The organism is Aequorivita nionensis, assembly GCF_046352995.1.
In the GTDB taxonomy this organism is placed as follows: Bacteria; Bacteroidota; Bacteroidia; order Flavobacteriales; family Flavobacteriaceae; genus Aequorivita; species Aequorivita nionensis.
The window spans coordinates 2,914,855-2,933,337 of sequence record NZ_CP130281.1; the positions used below are offsets into that span (position 1 = coordinate 2,914,855).

An 18,483-nucleotide genomic window follows, 5' to 3' on the forward strand; every position below is an offset into this window, starting at 1 on the left:
GAAGCCATTACAGGATTTAAACCTAACAATTATGCTATTTTTGCGCCTATGGCAAGAAAAAATAATAGGCTGATTTTAGAAAACCTAGAAGTGATTGATGCTGGAGCAAAAGGCAAGGCCGTTGCCAAAGCTCCAGACGGACGAGTGGTTTTTATTGATAACGCCGTTCCTGGCGATATAGCTACTGTACAGACTTTCAAAAAGAAGAAAGCTTTTTATGAAGCTTCCGTACTTTCAATTTCAAAATATTCTGAAAAAAGGGTTGAACCGGTTTGCCCACATTTTGGGACTTGCGGTGGTTGCAAATGGCAGAATATGGGCTATGAGCACCAACTTTTTTTCAAACAAAAAGAAATTGAACAAAACCTGCAACGTATTGGGAAGATTGAATTGCCAGAATTCCAACCTATTTTGGGTTCTGAGAGGCAATATTTTTATCGCAACAAGATGGAGTTTTCTTTTAGCAACAATAAATGGTTGACGCTGGAACAGATTAAAAGCGATGAAGTAATAGATAACCGGAATGCTTTAGGTTTTCACATTCCTGGAATGTGGGACAAAATTTTGGATCTTGATATTTGCTATCTACAGGCTGACCCAAGCAACGCAATCCGGGATTTTATAAAAGCGAAAGCAGAAGAAATGAATCTTGCATTCTTCAATACAAGAAATCAAGAGGGTTTTTTAAGAACTCTGATGATTCGTACTTCTTCAACTGGCGAAATTATGGTTCTCGTTCAGTTTTTTCACGAAGACGAAGAAAACAGAAAATTATTATTGAACGCAGTTACTGAAGAATTTCCGCAAATCACTTCACTATTATATGTAATCAATTCAAAAGGAAACGATACGTTATATGATCAAGAAATTGAACTTTTCCACGGAAGAGACCATATTTTTGAGGAAATGGAAGGTTTGAAATTTAAGATTAATGCAAAATCATTTTACCAAACAAATAGTGAGCAAGCCTTTGAACTTTACAAAATAACCCGCGATTTTACAGGTTTAACAGGAAATGAAGTAGTTTACGATCTTTATACAGGAACGGGAACCATCGCACAGTTCGTTGCTAAAAAGGCAAAAAAGGTAATAGGCGTTGAGGCTGTTCCCGATGCAATTTCAGCGGCAAAGGAAAATGCGCAATTAAACAATATTGAAAACGTTGAATTCTACGTGGGCGATATGAAAAAGGTTTTCAATGAGGAATTTATCAATACCCACGGAAAACCGGATGTTGTTATCACGGATCCACCACGAGATGGTATGCATGGTGATGTTGTTGTACAATTGTTAAATTTGGGCGCTGAGAAAATTGTTTATGTAAGTTGTAACAGTGCAACCCAAGCTCGCGATTTGGCACTTTTAGATTCAAAATATAAAGTTATAAAAGTGCAACCCGTAGATATGTTTCCCCAGACGCATCACGTGGAAAATGTTGTACTTTTGGAAAAACGATAATCAAAAACATGATTAAACGAGGTATCTTATTCATCTTTATAATTTTCACCTTTAAAGGCTGTACAAAGGATGATATATGTCCGCCCGATACAGCAACCACAGCAAAAGTAGTCATTGCTTTTAGTGATTTTGCAAATCCGGCCAACGCAAAAAACGTAAATGTTTTAAGCGTGCAAACCGATTATGAAACATCTGTGGAGGTAATTTCCTTTGAAAACACAAAAGAAATAGCCATACCTCTTAGCACTACTTCAGATACCACAAAATATAAATTCATAAGAACAACCTACAGAACCAATGACACTTTGACCAATACGGATAAAGTAATGTTTATTTATCAAAGGCAAGATGGTTATGTGAACCGCGCTTGTGGTTTTAAGACTGAATATTATAATCTTGATTCAAAATTAGAGCCAGAAGGAAACGAAAATTGGATAAAATTGGTTACTGTAATAAGAGAAACTGTAAATGATGAAAATAGCCCCCACGTTACTATGCTGCATTAGTCTTTTTTGCGGCACACAAGTAATGGTGGCGCAAAAAAATAATGAAACTGCCAACGATACAATTCCAAAAGTTGAAAAGTTTGGGTTGCGGGTTGGTGTAGATTTGGCCAAACCATTACGAACCTTAATTGAAGATGGTTATTCAGGTTTTGAGGTGATGGGTGATTTCAGAGTTACCAAAAAGTTTTACGCCGCATTGGAGTTGGGCAACGAGAAGAAAGATTGGAATGAGCCTTATGTTTCCTCCAAAACCAGTGGTAGCTACGCCAAAATAGGTTTTGATTATAACGCTTATGAAAACTGGCTGGGAATGGAAAACGCTATTACACTAGGTTTACGCTATGGGTTTTCAACATTCAAACAGGAACTTTCAAGTTACAGAATTTATACCGACAATCCTGCCTTTCCAACTCAAACAATTTATGAATCCCAAGAATTCAGTGGCTTAACAGCACATTGGGCAGAATTGATTATAGGCATAAAAACCGAAATACTTAACAACCTCTATCTTTCTATAAACGTTCAACTAAAAAGAAAAATTACAGAAGACGAACCCGAGAATTTTGCAAACCTATACATCCCTGGCTTCAACAGAACATATGATTACAGTAAGTTTGGCGTGGGTTACGGTTATTCAATTTCGTATTTGGTTCCAATTTTTAAGAAGACTGACGCTCCAAAAGCAGAGAACTGATTACTGCTTACTGGCTTTCCTACTACCCTCATACATTTCATAACGAACAAGTTTAGCCTCCAACTTTCCATTAAAAAGCTTAATCTTCCTTGAAGGACGAAGACCAACAAATTTAAGAGCTTCCATGTTTGAAGTAATCATCCAGGCCTGTGTCCCTGGGTAGCCGCGTTTCAAAGTATTTCCGATGGAACCGTAAAATTGCTCGATATCGTTTACTGATATACGTTCATCATAAGGCGGATTGAAAACAATGTATAACGATTTATCGCCTTCTTTTTCACTTTGAAAGAAATCCTGTTGTTTCACTTCAATAAATTCATTTAGATTGGCGCTTTTAATATTTTCTTTTGCCTTTTTTACAGCTATTGGATCTGTATCGAAACCATAAATTTTATGGGGGAAATCGCGAACTTTTGAAAGCGCAGCTTCTTCAATCTTTTCATAAAGATCAACATCAAAATCAGGCCAAGTTTCAAAACCAAATTCCTCACGGTTCAGGTTTGGTGGAATATTACAGGCTATCATTGCTGCTTCAGTTAAAATGGTTCCTCCGCCACACATTGGGTCCAGAAAATCACATTGTCCTTGCCAACCAGAAAGCATAAGTATTCCTGCCGCTAGCACTTCATTTATAGGTGCAAGTGTGCTTTCAACCTTATAACCGCGTTTATGCAAAGATTCACCAGAACTATCCAATGAAACGGTGCAAATATTTCTATCAATATGTATGTTTATGCGAAGCGAAGGATGATCCAAATCTACATCTGGACGAACCCCTTCCCTATCTCGGAAACGATCCACGATGGCATCTTTAGTTTTCAAAGAGATATATTGTGAATGTGTGAAAACTTCGGAAAAAACGGTAGCATTTACGGCCAAGGTGCCTTTCACATCCATATAATTTTCCCATGGCATTTCATATATCTTTTTATAAAGATCTTCTTCCGTGAAAATATTAAAAGCGGTAATAGGTTTCAAGATTTTAATGGCTGTACGACAGCATAGATTGGCTTTATACATAAACCCTGTATCGCCTTCAAAAGAAACATTTCGTGTGCCAATTTCAATTGAAGAAGCTCCTAATTGACGAAGCTCCTGCGCCAGAAGTTCTTCCATCCCAAAAAGGGTTTTTGCAACCATTTTAAAATTCTTTGTCATAGTATTTAAACAGATTTCCTGCAAAAATACAGTATTTTAGCAGGGCGAAACGATAACTATGCAAAAAGAAAAAGACAATTGGTACGCTTCGTGGTTCAACACGCCATATTACCACATACTTTACAAAGACAGAAACCATCGAGAAGCGGCGTTGTTTATGAATGCGCTTACCAACTATTTGAATCTTAAAAAAGGGGATACTATTCTCGACCTTGCCTGTGGAAGAGGAAGACATGCAAAATATCTATACAAACAAGGATTTAATGTTACAGGTATTGATCTTTCCGAAGAAAGTATTGAATATGCCAAACAATACGAAAAGCCCGGTCTTCATTTTGAAGTACACGATATGTGCTTGCCCTATCCACAGAGGTTTGATGCCGTGTTTAATCTTTTTACAAGTTTTGGATATTTTGAAAACGAAATTGATAATTTAAGGACTGTAAAAGCAATAAAAGCTGAATTAAAATCTGGAGCATATGGTGTAATTGATTTTTTAAATTCTGAATTGGCTGTTAAAAATTTGATCCCTTCTGAAAAAAAGAAAATTGGCGATATTGTTTTCTATATTGAAAAATATGTGGAAGATGGTTATATCATAAAAAACATACGTTTTACTGACGATGAAACTGATTATCATTATGTTGAAAAAGTTAGAGCCCTTACTTTACAAGATTTTGAATTTTATTTTAAAGAAGCCGGAATAACACTAAAAAATGTTTTCGGAAATTACAGACTAAACAGTTTTAATCAAAATACTTCCGAAAGATTAATCTTAATTTTTAATTGATGAACTATTTATTGCTTTTTTTGGCAGTAGCCATCGGCTATTTCGTTGCACTATTTTTGAAGAAAAAGGAAATGCGCAATATGGAAGTTTTTCTTGCTTTCAGTGGTTCTTTTCTATTGTCTATAACTGTTTTTGAACTGTTGCCTGAAGTTTTTGAAACGCCTTCAAAAAATATTGGGGTTTATATAATGTTAGGTATTTTGCTGCAAATATTCCTTGAGTTTTTCTCCAAAGGCGCAGAACATGGACATGTACATCTACATTCTGAAAACAAACATTTTCCTTGGATATTATTTATAAGTCTTAGCATTCATGCCTTTATGGAAGGTTTCCCTATTTCTGAAGAAAACAATCTGTTGGTTGCGATTATTATACACAAAATTCCGGTGTCTATAATTCTTTCTTTCTTTTTTATAACAGCTGGTTATCAAAAAAGCACAACTTTGCTTTTCCTATTCTTTTTTGCTATAATGACGCCACTGGGCAGTTTTATTTCAACACATTACAACATTGTTCATCAATTCGAAACACAGATAACTGCAATGGTCATTGGAATTTTTCTTCACGTTTCGACCACAATTCTTTTTGAGAGTTCAAAAAATCACAAGTTCAATCTTTCTAAAATGACTGCTGTTATTGCTGCTGTAATTATAGCATATCTTATTTAAACGTAAAATAGCTCAAGATTTAGAATCATTCTGTTAGCTTCCTTTTTCATAATTAATTCTTTTATTAATTTGATTAAGGGTTCGAGGTTAAAACGGAAAGATATAGCACTTGTACTACCTAATCTTTAAACTATATAAAGCAATCAAACAATATTTGGCTTTATCCCATAAAAAAAAGCCTTCACCAAATAAATGGTGAAGGCTTTAAAGGAAGGCGGCGACCTACTCTCCCACGAGATGCAGTACCATCGGCGCAAACGGGCTTAACTTCTCTGTTCGGAAAGGTAAGAGGTGAGCCCCGTCGCTATAACCACCTTAGTTATTGGTATTAGGGATTAGGTGGCGGGATTAGTTTGTCACTAATTCCAGATTCCTAATCTACTAATGCCTCCCAGCATCCGCCGGGAAAATATCTTGACATAGGGAAACAAACAATAGGGGAAAAGCTGAACCTTGCTTAAAAAAAGAGTTGCGCTCCCGCCCTTGCGGGCGGGAAGGCGTCGTACATAAGCTTACGGGCTATTAGTACCGCTCGGCTGGGACATTACTGCCCTTACACCTGCGGCCTATCAACGTGGTAGTCTCCCACGGCCCTTTAAAGAAATCTCATCTTGTGGTGGGTTTCGCGCTTATATGCTTTCAGCGCTTATCCCTTCCCGACGTAGCTACCCAGCGGTGCCCCTGGCGGGACAACTGGTGCACCAGCGGTCGGTCCAATCCGGTCCTCTCGTACTAGGATCAGATCCACTCAAATTTCTTGCGCCCACTGTAGATAGAGACCGAACTGTCTCACGACGTTCTGAACCCAGCTCGCGTGCCACTTTAATGGGCGAACAGCCCAACCCTTGGGACCTTCTCCAGCCCCAGGATGTGACGAGCCGACATCGAGGTGCCAAACCCCCCCGTCGATGTGAGCTCTTGGGGGAGATCAGCCTGTTATCCCCGGCGTACCTTTTATCCTTTGAGCGATGGCCCTTCCATGCGGAACCACCGGATCACTATGCTCTACTTTCGTACCTGATCGACTTGTAGGTCTCTCAGTCAAGCTCCCTTATGCCATTGCACTCTACACACGATTGCCAACCGTATTGAGGGAACCTTTAGAAGCCTCCGTTACTCTTTTGGAGGCGACCACCCCAGTCAAACTACCCACCAAGCACTGTCCCCTTTTGTGAAGGGTTAGACTCTAGACAAGCAAAGGGTGGTATTTCAACAATGACTCCACGACGCCTGGCGACGCCGCTTCAAAGTCTCCCACCTATCCTACACATTACTTGTCCAAAACCAATACTAAGCTATAGTAAAGGTGCACGGGGTCTTTTCGTCCCACAGCGGGTAATCGGCATCTTCACCGATACTACAATTTCACCGAGCTCATGGCTGAGACAGTGTCCAGATCGTTACACCATTCGTGCAGGTCGGAACTTACCCGACAAGGAATTTCGCTACCTTAGGACCGTTATAGTTACGGCCGCCGTTTACTGGGGCTTCAATTCAATGCTTCTCCCGAAGGATGACATCTCCTCTTAACCTTCCAGCACCGGGCAGGTGTCAGGCCCTATACTTCATCTTTCGATTTTGCAGAGCCCTGTGTTTTTGATAAACAGTCGCCTGGACCTCTTCACTGCGGCCCCCATTGCTGGGGGCGACCCTTCTCCCGAAGTTACGGGTCGATTTTGCCTAGTTCCTTAGCCATGAATCTCTCGAGCTCCTTAGAATTCTCATCCCAACCACCTGTGTCGGTTTAGGGTACGGGCTGCTTCACTCGCTTTTCTTGGAAGTCGCTACTCTGGATTATCACCTTGGCCGAGGCCTCAGTGTACTATCGCCGTGTTGCCACTGGCTTCAACGAACTATTCCGTCAGTTCGCACCAAATTTACGCCTCCGTCACTTTTAGCGTGAGCAGGTACAGGAATATTAACCTGTTGTCCATCCACTACCCCTTTCGGGTTCGCGTTAGGCCCCGACTAACCCTCAGCTGATTAGCATAGCTGAGGAAACCTTAGTCTTTCGGAGTGCGGGTTTCTCGCCCGCATTATCGTTACTTATGCCTACATTTTCTTTTCTGTCCGCTCCAGCACGCCTCGCGACGCACCTTCGGCGCAAACAGAATGCTCCCCTACCACCTATATAAATATAGGTCCATAGCTTCGGTAGTATGTTTATGCCCGATTATTATCCATGCCGGACCGCTCGACTAGTGAGCTGTTACGCACTCTTTAAATGAATGGCTGCTTCCAAGCCAACATCCTAGCTGTCTGTGCAGTCCAACCTCGTTTTTTCAACTTAACATACATTTGGGGACCTTAGCTGATGGTCTGGGTTCTTTCCCTCTCGGACATGGACCTTAGCACCCATGCCCTCACTGCTGATCATCATTTTATAGCATTCGGAGTTTGTCAGGAATTGGTAGGCGGTGAAGCCCCCGCATCCAATCAGTAGCTCTACCTCTATAAAACTATATATCAACGCTGCACCTAAATGCATTTCGGGGAGTACGAGCTATTTCCGAGTTTGATTGGCCTTTCACCCCTACCCTCAGGTCATCCCAAGACTTTTCAACGTCAACGGGTTCGGTCCTCCATTTAGTGTTACCCAAACTTCAACCTGCCCAAGGGTAGATCACACGGTTTCGCGTCTACTACTACCAACTAAAGCGCCCTATTCAGACTCGCTTTCGCTGCGGCTCCGGTACTCAATACCTTAACCTTGCTGGCAACAGTAACTCGTAGGCTCATTATGCAAAAGGCACGCCGTCACCAGTAAACTGGCTCCGACCGCTTGTAGGCGTATGGTTTCAGGTTCTATTTCACTCCGTTGTTCACGGTTCTTTTCACCTTTCCCTCACGGTACTGGTTCACTATCGGTCTCTCAGGAGTATTTAGCCTTGGCGGATGGTCCCGCCGGATTCATACAGGGTTTCACGTGCCCCGCACTACTCAGGATACCACTATCGGTAACTGTCCTTACTAATACCGGGCTATCACCGTCTATGGCCACGCTTTCCAACGTGTTCTTATTCGTAAAGCACCAAATGTCGTGGTCCTACAACCCCGGCACCGCCGTAACGGTACCGGTTTGGGCTAATCCGATTTCGCTCGCCGCTACTATCGGAATCACTATTGTTTTCTCTTCCTCCGGGTACTTAGATGTTTCAGTTCCCCGGGTTTGCCCCCTTTCGGGTACCATATCTTCAATATGGTGGGTTGCCCCATTCGGATACCTGCGGATCAACTTGTATGTGCCAATCCCCGCAGCTTTTCGCAGCTTATCACGTCCTTCTTCGCCTCTGAGAGCCTAGGCATTCCCCATACGCCCTTATTTTGCTTATTGTACTTTTTGCTCTTTTAATGAGTTATTCAAATTTCGCACACTATATAATAGTGTGCACTTTATTACTTTTCTCGTATTCTTTGTTTCCAATATGTCAATGAACTGTCTGGATCCCCGCGTTCCCAGGCCCGGATAACGGGCAGCTAATGGAAGACGACGGTTGTTGTCCGTGGTGGAGAATATCGGAGTCGAACCGATGACCTCCTGCGTGCAAGGCAGGCGCTCTAGCCAGCTGAGCTAATCCCCCATTTCTGAATGAAATTCCAAAATTCTAAATTCCAAATTCCAAAAAGGATAGGTATCCCAACTTCTAAAATTTCCTTCAATATGTGTTTGATGAACGTTTGAACATTCAATTTTCAATATACAATGCCCAATATTCAATTGAAAATTGCAGATTGTTCGCTGAACATTCTTTTGTAGTCCCAGGCAGACTCGAACTGCCGACCTCTACATTATCAGTGTAGCGCTCTAACCAGCTGAGCTATGGGACTCTGTAAGCGGCCCCAATGTTCAGTGTTCAGCATCCAGTTTTGATATACTGAGACTTGACCTGTTGACCATAATATTTTAAAATTGACAGCTAAACCAAGCAAGACCCCTCGTTTTTCAATATAAGAGCCTTCTCTTGTTGAATTTCGGTCGTCTTTCTCTAGAAAGGAGGTGTTCCAGCCGCACCTTCCGGTACGGCTACCTTGTTACGACTTAGCCCCAGTTACCAGCTTCACCCTAGGCCGCTCCTTGCGGTGACGGACTTCAGGTGCTTCCAGCTTCCATGGCTTGACGGGCGGTGTGTACAAGGCCCGGGAACGTATTCACCGGATCATGGCTGATATCCGATTACTAGCGATTCCAGCTTCACGGGGTCGAGTTGCAGACCCCGATCCGAACTGAGACAGGTTTTGTGGATTCGCTCCTGCTTGCGCAGTGGCTGCCCATTGTACCTGCCATTGTAGCACGTGTGTGGCCCAGGACGTAAGGGCCGTGATGATTTGACGTCATCCCCACCTTCCTCACGGTTTGCACCGGCAGTCTCGTTAGAGTTCCCATCTTTACATGCTGGCAACTAACGACAGGGGTTGCGCTCGTTATAGGACTTAACCTGACACCTCACGGCACGAGCTGACGACAACCATGCAGCACCTTGTAATCTGTCCGAAGAAAAGACTGTTTCCAATCCTGTCAGACTACATTTAAGCCCTGGTAAGGTTCCTCGCGTATCATCGAATTAAACCACATGCTCCACCGCTTGTGCGGGCCCCCGTCAATTCCTTTGAGTTTCATTCTTGCGAACGTACTCCCCAGGTGGGATACTTATCACTTTCGCTTGGCCACCCAGCCTACCAATGCAGGCCGGACAGCTAGTATCCATCGTTTACGGCGTGGACTACCAGGGTATCTAATCCTGTTCGCTCCCCACGCTTTCGTCCATCAGCGTCAATGCGTTGTTAGTGACCTGCCTTCGCAATCGGTATTCTATGTAATATCTAAGCATTTCACCGCTACACTACATATTCTAGCCACTTCACAACGATTCAAGACGACCAGTATCAATGGCAGTTCTACAGTTGAGCTGCAGAATTTCACCACTGACTTAGACGCCCGCCTACGGACCCTTTAAACCCAATGATTCCGGATAACGCTTGGATCCTCCGTATTACCGCGGCTGCTGGCACGGAGTTAGCCGATCCTTATTCGTACGGTACCGTCAAGCCCCCACACGTGGGGGTGTTTCTTCCCGTAAAAAAGCAGTTTACAACCCATAGGGCAGTCTTCCTGCACGCGGCATGGCTGGATCAGGCTCCCGCCCATTGTCCAATATTCCTCACTGCTGCCTCCCGTAGGAGTCTGGTCCGTGTCTCAGTACCAGTGTGGGGGATCCCCCTCTCAGGGCCCCTAACCATCGTTGCCTTGGTGTGCCGTTACCACACCAACTAGCTAATGGTACGCATGCTCATCCCCTACCGATAAATCTTTACCATATATCGAATGCTCTCAATATGGGCTATGGGGCATTAATCCAAGTTTCCCTGGGCTATTCCCCTGTAGGGGGCAGATTGCATACGCGTTACGCACCCGTGCGCCGGTCTCAAGGAAGCAAGCTCCCTCTACCCCTCGACTTGCATGTGTTAGGCCTGCCGCTAGCGTTCATCCTGAGCCAGGATCAAACTCTTCATCGTATAATCTTCAATAATATTGCGACCATACACCAAAAGAGCCCGACTCTCAAAAAAATTCAGGAATTCTCACTTAGTTTAGTTTTCTTTGTTGATCAACTACCTTTCGATAGCCAATCTACGCTGTCAATTTCAATATCTCAATGAACTTTTCTTTATTAAAAATAAAGATTCAATTGTTGGTGGAACGGAGTTGAACCGTTGCTATTATTTCCTTTTCACCATTTTTAAGACCGTGCCTGTTTCTCTAAGCGGGTGCAAATATACAACCCCTTTTTTTAAACTACCAAACTTAATTTGACTTTTTTTGAATGTTTTTTATTAACAAGTTTCAAGACGCTGAAAGCTATAGAATTAAAGACTAAAAAAAAATTCAGGTGAATTGGTACTCTACAAATAAATTGCAAAAGATCTAAAAAAAACCTAGCGATAAGGACTATTCAACAAATTATAAAACAATCAAAAAATAAAAGAGCGAAATGCAAAAATACTACCTTTAAAACTTCTGTGCAAACGATCTCTCCTATTAGTTATTAACAGTTTTTTTGTTCCAATGAGCAGTCAGATCAAGATAATCAATTGGAAATGCGGGAGCTTGACGCTCAAGTATATTATCCCGAAAGGATCTTTCAAGAATGTCCTCAATTAAGTAGTCTTCTTTTACTTCAAAAGGTCTATATTCTTCTTTTAGGGAAATTTCAAAAAGACTGGCGGTAGTATTATACCAGAAGGCACGCCAGCCCGTTCGCAATTCTTTTACAAGATCATAAGCAGTCCTGCCTGTTTGCCTATGAATAAGCTTTACTAATATCTGACCTTCGGTGTGGGTCAATTTCTTTAATTTTTCAGAAAACTCTCCCTCTATGTAATTTTGCACACGCTTGGTATATTTTTTTTTATCCCTTTTATTATCAATAGTTTTTAATCTTTCAGTCATGGTGGTCAATCTTTCGGCCGCAAGTTTAGCATAGGGATAAACTTTTCTAGTTTTTCTGCGAAGTATTAAATAACGACGCCTGTCATTTTCTGACATAAACTTTACCTTTTTCAACAAATACACTTCATCAAGATTAATCATTTCTCGTGCGATGGTGTCTCCCTCTACTATATAGTACATAATTTCGGTTGAATCTTTTTGCTTTTCAAGAGACCCTGTATCTACTTGACAATACATCATGGTCATGTTGAATAGTAAAAAACATATATATATAGGTGTGCTAATTTTCATTTAAATAGTTTTTAATCAAAAAAGCTTTAAGTTATCCAAAAACGTTCCAAAAATAAGCAAATTGCATTGTTGGGCTTAATAAGAAATTGCTAATTTTACCGAACATACATCTTTTCAGAAAAAATAATTTATGACTACTTCAATATTAAACGACAAATCATTAAAATTTTTAGAGGAATATTTAAACAACGCAGCACCCACTGGCTATGAGTGGGACGGGCAAAAAATTTGGATGAATTATCTGAAGCCTTATGTTGATGAGTTTTTCACGGACACTTACGGAACGGCAGTGGGCGTTATAAACCCAAAAGCTAAATTTAAGGTAGTTATTGAAGGACACGCAGATGAAATTTCGTGGTACGTAAATTATATCTGTGACAGTGGTTTGCTTTATGTAATAAGAAATGGCGGCAGTGACCACCAGATTGCGCCTTCAAAAATTGTGAATATCCACACTAAGAATGGCATTAAAAAAGGTGTTTTCGGTTGGCCGGCAATCCATACACGCGATAAAGCAAAAGAAGAAACCCCAAAGCCCGAAAACATTTTTATAGATGTGGGCGCAAAGGATAAAGAAGAAGTTGAAAAAATGGGCATCCACGTGGGCTGCGTAATAACCTATCCCGATCAATTCCATATTTTGAACGAAGATAAATTTGTGTGCCGTGCTTTAGACAACAGAATGGGCGGGTTTATGATTGCAGAAGTTGCGCGATTGCTTCACGAAAACAAAAACAAACTTCCTTTCGGACTTTATATAACAAATTCCGTTCAGGAAGAAATTGGCCTTCGAGGTGCCGAAATGATTGCCGAACGCATTAAACCAAATGTTGCAATTGTTACCGATGTAACCCACGACACCACTACCCCTATGATTGACAAAAAGAAACAGGGATTGGCGGAAATTGGCTGTGGGCCTGTAATTGCTTACGCTCCTGCAGTTCAACAAAAATTACGTGATTTAATAGTTGAAACCGCAGAAAAGAAAATGATTCCATTTCAACGTGCAGCATTATCGCGAGCAACCGGCACAGATACCGATGCCTTTGCATACAGTAACGGCGGCGTGGCAAGTGCTTTAATTTCATTGCCTTTGCGCTATATGCACACAACGGTGGAAATGGTCCATCGCGATGATGTGGAGAATGTAATAAAACTTATTTACGAAACACTTTTGACCATAAAAGATGGGGAAACCTTTAGTTATTTTGATTAAGTCTTTTAAAATAAAATCTGAATTTTAAATATAAGAACTACAAACAAAACAGATCGTTGCAATTGAAAATTTGCAGCGGTCTGTTTTTTATTATATTTACCGCAAAATCCCACACTTTTGTTATTCAACTCCTTTTCATTTGGATTGTTTCTTCCCATTACTCTGCTTCTTTATTGGGCGGTTGGTTTTAAAAGAATAAAAGCACAAAATGCGATTCTGCTTCTTGCAAGCTATTTTTTTTATGGGCTTTGGGATTGGCGTTTTTTATTGCTAATTGTTGCAAGCTCCTTGGTAGATTATTTTGCTGCACTTGCTATTAAAAGCACTGAAAGTAACGGCAAGCAAAAACTTTTTCTTTACAGTAGTGTTCTTTGGAATTTAGGTGTACTTTTTCTTTTTAAATATTACAACTTTTTTATAGATGAGTTTGCAGTTCTCTTCAATATGCAACAAGGAGAATATGCCTTCAGTACCTTAAATCTTATTCTTCCAGTTGGTTTAAGTTTTTATACTTTCCAAACGATGAGTTACAGTATTGATGTTTATAAAAAACGAATTGAACCCACGCGAAACTTACTAAACTTTCTTTGCTTCGTAAGTTTCTTTCCACAATTAGTTGCTGGCCCAATTGAAAAAGCTTCCGATTTATTGCCACAATTCAGTAAAAAACGCTCTTTTAAAACAGAAGAAGTAAAAGAAGGTCTGCGCCAGATTTTATGGGGGCTTTTCAAAAAAGTGGTGATTGCAGATAATGCCGCTTATATTGTGAATATGGTATATGCCAGTCCCGAAGATTATGGAAGTCTTTCGTTGCTTTATGCATCCATACTTTTCTTTATTCAGATTTACGGTGATTTTTCAGGCTATTCCGATATTGCGATAGGATCTGCAAAACTTTTCGGCTTCAAGCTCAGCAAAAATTTCAACATTCCTTATTTGGCAAAAAGTGTTACGGAGTTTTGGCAACGCTGGCACATTACGCTAACAAGATGGTTTACAGACTATGTTTATTTCCCGATAATTCAAAAAAACCTGCGTAGCAACATTCGCCGAAATATTGCAATATTTTTAACGATGGCATTAATAGGCCTTTGGCATGGAGCAGATTGGACCTTTATAATTTTCGGGGGCTTTCAAGGGTTTTTGATAATTTTGGAACGAACACCATTATCAAAGGAAAGAAAATCCAGCCTTTACCATAAATCAGCAATTCCAAAAATATTGCTTCCCTTTTTTAGTTTTTTGTTCATCACTATCTCTAGTATTTTATTCAGAAGTCAAAACATTGAAGAAGTAGGTATTATTCTGAAAGGAATTTTTTCCTTTATACCCAGTGAACATTTAGCTTCCATTATAAATAAGCGTTTTATATTGTTTCTCTTTATAATGATTGCTTTGGAGGTAATCACACGAATTAAAGATTTCCCGTTGACCCAAATCGACAAATATGTTAATAGACCTACGCGCTGGATTATTTATTACATTTTAATATTTTTAATTTTCCGATATGCCGGGCCCAAAGAGGACTTTATCTATTTTCAGTTTTAGCAAGACACAAAAACGTTTTCTAAAATATTGCTTGGGGTTTTTCATTCCAGTGGCTATCGCCTATTGTATTTTGGAGCTATTAGTTTTGAATATTCCTATCAATTATAAAATATTCGGTAATTATTTGAATGCACATTCCCAAGAAATTGAAGTTATGGCTTTCGGTTCTTCACAAATGAAGTGTGGCTTCAATCCTGCCCTTTCAGATGAAAGCGCCATAAATTTTGCCTCTACTTCACAACACCATAATGAGGATTTCCACATTTTAAAAGGAACAATAGATAGGTTGCCAAAGCTGAAACATGTATTGCTGGAAGTGTCATACAATCATTTGGAATTGCCCTATCATCCGAATGATTATTGGAAAAACACGATTTACCTAAAGTATTATAATGTCAATGCTTTTGAAAGGCCAACTTGGTTTAAGGATCGATTGGTGTATCTTTCAAATCCACGTTTTTATTCGCATAAATTGATGGATTATTATTTTTATAAAATTGATGATTCCCAACTCAACGAATATGGTTTTGACACTAATAATTATGAGGGAGCTTTCAAAAAATTAAATTATGATGAAACGAAATTAGCAGCGCATAAATTCAAAATTATAACTCGGGAAGACACGTCTATTTTCAAAAAGAATACAATTTATTTATTTGAAATGTTGGATTATGCAAAAGCTGAAAATTTAAAAGTAATTGTCTGCACACTTCCACTTTATAAAACTTATTTAAAGGAAAGAAATCCGAATGTTGTTCGGCGACGGGACAGCGTTCTTTCGGTAATTAAGAAAAAATACAGCAACGTGATTTTATTAAATGTGGAAACCGATACACTACAATTCACGGTGAAGGATTTTCTGAATGAAAACCATTTAAACCCAGACGGTGCAAAGAAATTTACAGCTTTGGTAAACCAAAAACTTGACAGTTTGAATTAACTGCTTTTTATTCTTTCAAAATAACCTTTAGCCTCTTTTATAACTTTTGGAGCAAGAAGCACCGTCGCGGTCATTGTGGGAATTGCCATCATCGCAAAAAATGTGTCAATCAAATTAATCATCATACTCAATGATGTTGTGGCTCCTACTAGAATACTTATAATGTAGAAATAATTATAAATTCCTTTGTTTTTAGCTCCAAAAAGAAAGGACATACACTTACTTCCGTAATAAGAATATGAAAAAAGTGAGGAAATACTGAACGTAATAATACAAGCCAATAAACCGTATTTTCCATAAAAAGGAATACTTTCCTCAAAAGCAGATGCCGTTAAACTCACTCCGTTTGCATCGCTGCTCTGCCAAACGCCCGTAACCAAAATTGCCAAAGCTGTGAGCGTGCAAATTATTAAAGTGTCTATTGCCGGACCCAACATCGCAACCAAACCTTCACGAATGGGCTCATTTGTTTTTGCTGCGCCGTGTGCCATGGGAGCCGTTCCAATTCCTGCTTCGTTTGAAAATGCTCCGCGCCGAATTCCCAAAAGAATAATGCCTCCAATAACACCGCCCAAGAAAGTATCTCCTTTGTAAAAATTTGCTGAAAACGCATCAGTGAAAATCATTCCCATATACTTTGGAAGTACATCAATATGAGTAATCAGAATTATCAAAACCAAAAGAAAATAAAGAATCACCATTCCAGGAACCATTTTGGAAGCAGTTTTACTAATGCGCGAGAGGCCTCCCAAGATTACAATTGCTGTGATAGCGGCCAAAACCAACCCAATGATTAAATCGGTTTGGAAACCGTTATATAGCCCGGCTGGTTTTAAAAGAATATCGTTAATTGCCTGTGTCAATTGATTTACATTAAAAACGGGTAAAGCTCCAACCAATCCCGCAACACTGAAAAAAACTGCAAGCGGCATCCATTTTTTTCCCAAACCTTCAATAATAAAATACATAGGCCCGCCCTGTATTTTTCCTTCGCTATCTTTTCCGCGATAAAGAATTGCAAGCGTTGCCGTGAAAAACTTGGTGGACATCCCGATTACGGCACTCACCCACATCCAAAAAACGGCTCCGGGACCGCCAATGGCAATAGCGACGGCCACTCCTGCAATATTGCCCATCCCTACTGTTGAGGACAGTGCAGTCATTAAAGCTTGAAAATGTGTTATTTCGCCAGCATCTCTTTCATTGTCATATTTTCCGCGAAGAACTGCAATGGCATGTCCTAAATAACGAAAAGGAAGGAGTTTAATTCGTATTAAAAGATACAAGCCGCCGCCAATTAAAATAATCAACAACGGCAAACCCCAGGCTGCGGAAGCCATTTCAGAAATAATATTGTCTAGTTCTTTCAAAAGGAACAATTAAAATTTACAACGAATGTAGGATTAAAATTTTTAAAATTAACTGGGAAATTGTTACTTGCAGCGCCAAATGAAACAACAACTAACCATTTTCTTTCTTTTTGTCACTTTTTTCAGTTTCGCCCAAAAGGAGGCAGATTGGAAAAAAAGTGCTTTTACAATTACTCCAGAATTGCTTTTGGGGTTAACAATGGAATCTAATGATGGCTTTCCGGACACAAAGTTACAGAAGCAAGCAATTTTAAATTTTGGGAATTATCAAAACAATAATCCTCAGGAATGGGCACAAAGACTGAAGGCTCCAAAAACGGGCTTATCCATAGGAATTACTGATTTTGGAAATTTAGATAGTTTGGGAATCGCCATAACAGCAATGCCTTTTATAGAATTCAAAGCTTTTGAAAGTGATCGTTGGAAAGTTCATACGGGAATGGGAGCTTCCTATTTCACAAAAAAATTCGATTCGGAAACAAATCCACAAAATCAAGCCGTAACTACCGATATAACTTGGGCCTTTAGATTGTATTTATATTATCAATTTCTTTCAACAAAAAACATAAATTGGCGGACAGGTTTAGGTTATTCACACCATTCCAACGGTCACACACGATTGTTAAACCAAGGTTATAATTCATTTTTGGTAAGCCTTTCCGCAGAAATTAAAAACCCTTTAAATAATCCAAGAATAGACACCGCAAACATACTTCCCAGCTACAAAAGAACTGTTTATGATTATTATGCATTTCGTGCTGGTCTTGGTCAAAATGCTTTTGCTCTTGCCTTTAATGATAGAAAAAATGTTTATACCATAGCTGGAGAATACGGGCGCGTTTACAACAATACATTTAAAATTGGAATAGGTTTTTACTATCGTTTTTACCAACATTATTACGATTATATTGAAGGAAACGAATCTTTGGTGCAGAATGGAAGGGAGTTTGATTATTTTAGAAGCAATCCTTGGTATTATGCATCGAATCTGGGTATAACCATACACGGTGAAATATTTTTAAACCATTTTGGAATTGATTTACAATTGGGTTACAATCTGCACAAACCTTCATATAAGTTAGACTGGCGCATTAACGAAGGTTGGGACAACACACCCCGAGAGATTTCGAGAAGTTGGGTTTTGGGGGAATTGGATGGAAGCTTTAAGAAAAAGCATCGCATTTCCTCAAGATTGGGGCTTAAATATTATTTAATTGGAATGGAAAAAGCGCCGAAAAACAATTTCTACATTGGTGCCCACCTCAACGCAAATCTTGGACAAGCCGATTTTACAGAGCTTAGTTTAGGATATGTTCACAGCTTTAATTTTCGGGAACGGAAATAAAAAAACCCTTTCCTCTTACAGAAAGGGTTTTTAGGTTTAACCTAATTCAAA

The 18,483-nt window shown here is 39.9% G+C and carries 12 protein-coding genes, 2 tRNA genes and 3 rRNA genes; 9 read left to right on the forward strand and 8 right to left on the reverse strand.

Annotation, left to right across the window (positions count from 1 at the left end):
• The first annotated feature begins 48 nt into the window (after nucleotides 1-48).
• From rlmD to Q2U82_RS13410, 3 genes are read left to right on the forward strand one after another with little or no spacing between them, the layout of a single operon-like run.
• Nucleotides 49-1,458: a 23S rRNA (uracil(1939)-C(5))-methyltransferase RlmD gene (gene rlmD / locus Q2U82_RS13400; protein WP_410005364.1), complete on the forward strand. Its 1,410-nt coding sequence runs from the start codon at nucleotides 49-51 to the stop codon at nucleotides 1,456-1,458.
• Between the two features lie 8 nt (nucleotides 1,459-1,466).
• Nucleotides 1,467-1,964 carry a DUF6452 family protein gene (locus Q2U82_RS13405; protein ID WP_410005365.1) on the forward strand — a complete coding sequence of 166 codons (498 nt, stop codon included), beginning with the start codon at nucleotides 1,467-1,469 and terminating at the stop codon, nucleotides 1,962-1,964.
• On the forward strand, nucleotides 1,927-2,658 hold the full coding sequence (locus tag Q2U82_RS13410; RefSeq protein WP_410005366.1) for a DUF6048 family protein: 732 nt from the start codon (nucleotides 1,927-1,929) through the stop codon (nucleotides 2,656-2,658). The genes Q2U82_RS13405 and Q2U82_RS13410 overlap by 38 nt, the downstream gene beginning before the upstream one ends.
• Here the strand turns inward: Q2U82_RS13410 and Q2U82_RS13415 are convergent, their stop codons facing one another.
• Nucleotides 2,659-3,816: a class I SAM-dependent RNA methyltransferase gene (locus tag Q2U82_RS13415; protein ID WP_410005367.1), complete on the reverse strand. Its 1,158-nt coding sequence runs from the start codon at nucleotides 3,814-3,816 to the stop codon at nucleotides 2,659-2,661.
• Nucleotides 3,817-3,874: 58 nt separating this feature from the next.
• Between Q2U82_RS13415 and Q2U82_RS13420 the strand changes: the two genes are divergently transcribed.
• Both Q2U82_RS13420 and Q2U82_RS13425 read left to right on the forward strand, forming a co-directional pair.
• Nucleotides 3,875-4,606, forward strand: a complete 732-nt coding sequence (locus tag Q2U82_RS13420; RefSeq protein ID WP_410005368.1) for a class I SAM-dependent methyltransferase — start codon at nucleotides 3,875-3,877, stop codon at nucleotides 4,604-4,606.
• Nucleotides 4,606-5,274 carry a ZIP family metal transporter gene (locus tag Q2U82_RS13425; RefSeq protein WP_410005369.1) on the forward strand — a complete coding sequence of 223 codons (669 nt, stop codon included), beginning with the start codon at nucleotides 4,606-4,608 and terminating at the stop codon, nucleotides 5,272-5,274. Before Q2U82_RS13420 ends, Q2U82_RS13425 begins: the two co-directional genes overlap by 1 nt.
• 209 nt (nucleotides 5,275-5,483) lie before the next feature.
• On the opposite strand, the gene rrf is transcribed toward Q2U82_RS13425, so the two are convergent.
• The 6 genes from rrf to Q2U82_RS13455 form a co-directional block, all read right to left on the reverse strand.
• Nucleotides 5,484-5,592: ribosomal RNA gene (rrf, locus tag Q2U82_RS13430) — 5S ribosomal RNA — on the reverse strand.
• A gap of 184 nt (nucleotides 5,593-5,776) precedes the next feature.
• Nucleotides 5,777-8,608, reverse strand: a 23S ribosomal RNA gene (locus Q2U82_RS13435).
• A gap of 170 nt (nucleotides 8,609-8,778) precedes the next feature.
• Nucleotides 8,779-8,855, reverse strand: a tRNA-Ala gene (locus Q2U82_RS13440).
• Nucleotides 8,856-9,028: 173 nt separating this feature from the next.
• Nucleotides 9,029-9,102 (reverse strand) — tRNA-Ile (locus tag Q2U82_RS13445).
• A 162-nt stretch (nucleotides 9,103-9,264) separates the two neighbouring features.
• Nucleotides 9,265-10,788 (reverse strand): 16S ribosomal RNA (locus Q2U82_RS13450).
• Together the 16S, 23S and 5S rRNA genes with 2 tRNA genes alongside form the textbook arrangement of a ribosomal RNA operon.
• 523 nt (nucleotides 10,789-11,311) lie before the next feature.
• Nucleotides 11,312-12,013: a DUF4294 domain-containing protein gene (locus Q2U82_RS13455; RefSeq protein WP_410005370.1), complete on the reverse strand. Its 702-nt coding sequence runs from the start codon at nucleotides 12,011-12,013 to the stop codon at nucleotides 11,312-11,314.
• Between the two features lie 130 nt (nucleotides 12,014-12,143).
• Between Q2U82_RS13455 and Q2U82_RS13460 the strand changes: the two genes are divergently transcribed.
• The 3 genes from Q2U82_RS13460 (at nucleotide 12,144) to Q2U82_RS13470 (ending at nucleotide 15,717) form a co-directional block, all read left to right on the forward strand.
• On the forward strand, nucleotides 12,144-13,229 hold the full coding sequence (locus tag Q2U82_RS13460) for a M42 family metallopeptidase (protein ID WP_068761230.1): 1,086 nt from the start codon (nucleotides 12,144-12,146) through the stop codon (nucleotides 13,227-13,229).
• 117 nt (nucleotides 13,230-13,346) lie between these two features.
• Nucleotides 13,347-14,777: an MBOAT family O-acyltransferase gene (locus Q2U82_RS13465; RefSeq protein ID WP_410005371.1), complete on the forward strand. Its 1,431-nt coding sequence runs from the start codon at nucleotides 13,347-13,349 to the stop codon at nucleotides 14,775-14,777.
• A gap of 124 nt (nucleotides 14,778-14,901) precedes the next feature.
• Nucleotides 14,902-15,717, forward strand: coding sequence for a hypothetical protein (locus tag Q2U82_RS13470; protein ID WP_410005372.1), 816 nt, complete (start codon nucleotides 14,902-14,904; stop codon nucleotides 15,715-15,717).
• On the opposite strand, the gene Q2U82_RS13475 is transcribed toward Q2U82_RS13470, so the two are convergent.
• Nucleotides 15,714-17,057: an alanine/glycine:cation symporter family protein gene (locus tag Q2U82_RS13475; RefSeq protein ID WP_410007166.1), complete on the reverse strand. Its 1,344-nt coding sequence runs from the start codon at nucleotides 17,055-17,057 to the stop codon at nucleotides 15,714-15,716. The two genes, Q2U82_RS13470 and Q2U82_RS13475, sit on opposite strands and share 4 nt — an antisense overlap.
• Nucleotides 17,058-17,166: 109 nt before the next feature.
• On the opposite strand from Q2U82_RS13475, the gene Q2U82_RS13480 reads away from it, so the two are divergent.
• Nucleotides 17,167-18,432, forward strand: a complete 1,266-nt coding sequence (locus Q2U82_RS13480) for an acyloxyacyl hydrolase (protein ID WP_410005373.1) — start codon at nucleotides 17,167-17,169, stop codon at nucleotides 18,430-18,432.
• The last annotated feature ends 51 nt before the right edge of the window (nucleotides 18,433-18,483 follow it).

Excerpts from the sequence above, each read along its gene's own strand:
- rlmD (WP_410005364.1), top strand. The coding sequence starts at position 49 with ATGGCAAGAAAAAATAATAGGCTGATTTTAGAAAACCTAGAAGTGATT.
- Q2U82_RS13405 (WP_410005365.1), top strand. The coding sequence starts at position 1,467 with ATGATTAAACGAGGTATCTTATTCATCTTTATAATTTTCACCTTTAAA.
- Q2U82_RS13410 (WP_410005366.1), top strand. The coding sequence starts at position 1,927 with ATGATGAAAATAGCCCCCACGTTACTATGCTGCATTAGTCTTTTTTGC.
- Q2U82_RS13415 (WP_410005367.1), bottom strand. The coding sequence starts at position 3,816 with ATGACAAAGAATTTTAAAATGGTTGCAAAAACCCTTTTTGGGATGGAA.
- Q2U82_RS13420 (WP_410005368.1), top strand. The coding sequence starts at position 3,875 with ATGCAAAAAGAAAAAGACAATTGGTACGCTTCGTGGTTCAACACGCCA.
- Q2U82_RS13425 (WP_410005369.1), top strand. The coding sequence starts at position 4,606 with ATGAACTATTTATTGCTTTTTTTGGCAGTAGCCATCGGCTATTTCGTT.
- Q2U82_RS13455 (WP_410005370.1), bottom strand. The coding sequence starts at position 12,013 with ATGAAAATTAGCACACCTATATATATATGTTTTTTACTATTCAACATG.
- Q2U82_RS13460 (WP_068761230.1), top strand. The coding sequence starts at position 12,144 with ATGACTACTTCAATATTAAACGACAAATCATTAAAATTTTTAGAGGAA.
- Q2U82_RS13475 (WP_410007166.1), bottom strand. The coding sequence starts at position 17,057 with ATGGCTTCCGCAGCCTGGGGTTTGCCGTTGTTGATTATTTTAATTGGC.
- Q2U82_RS13480 (WP_410005373.1), top strand. The coding sequence starts at position 17,167 with ATGAAACAACAACTAACCATTTTCTTTCTTTTTGTCACTTTTTTCAGT.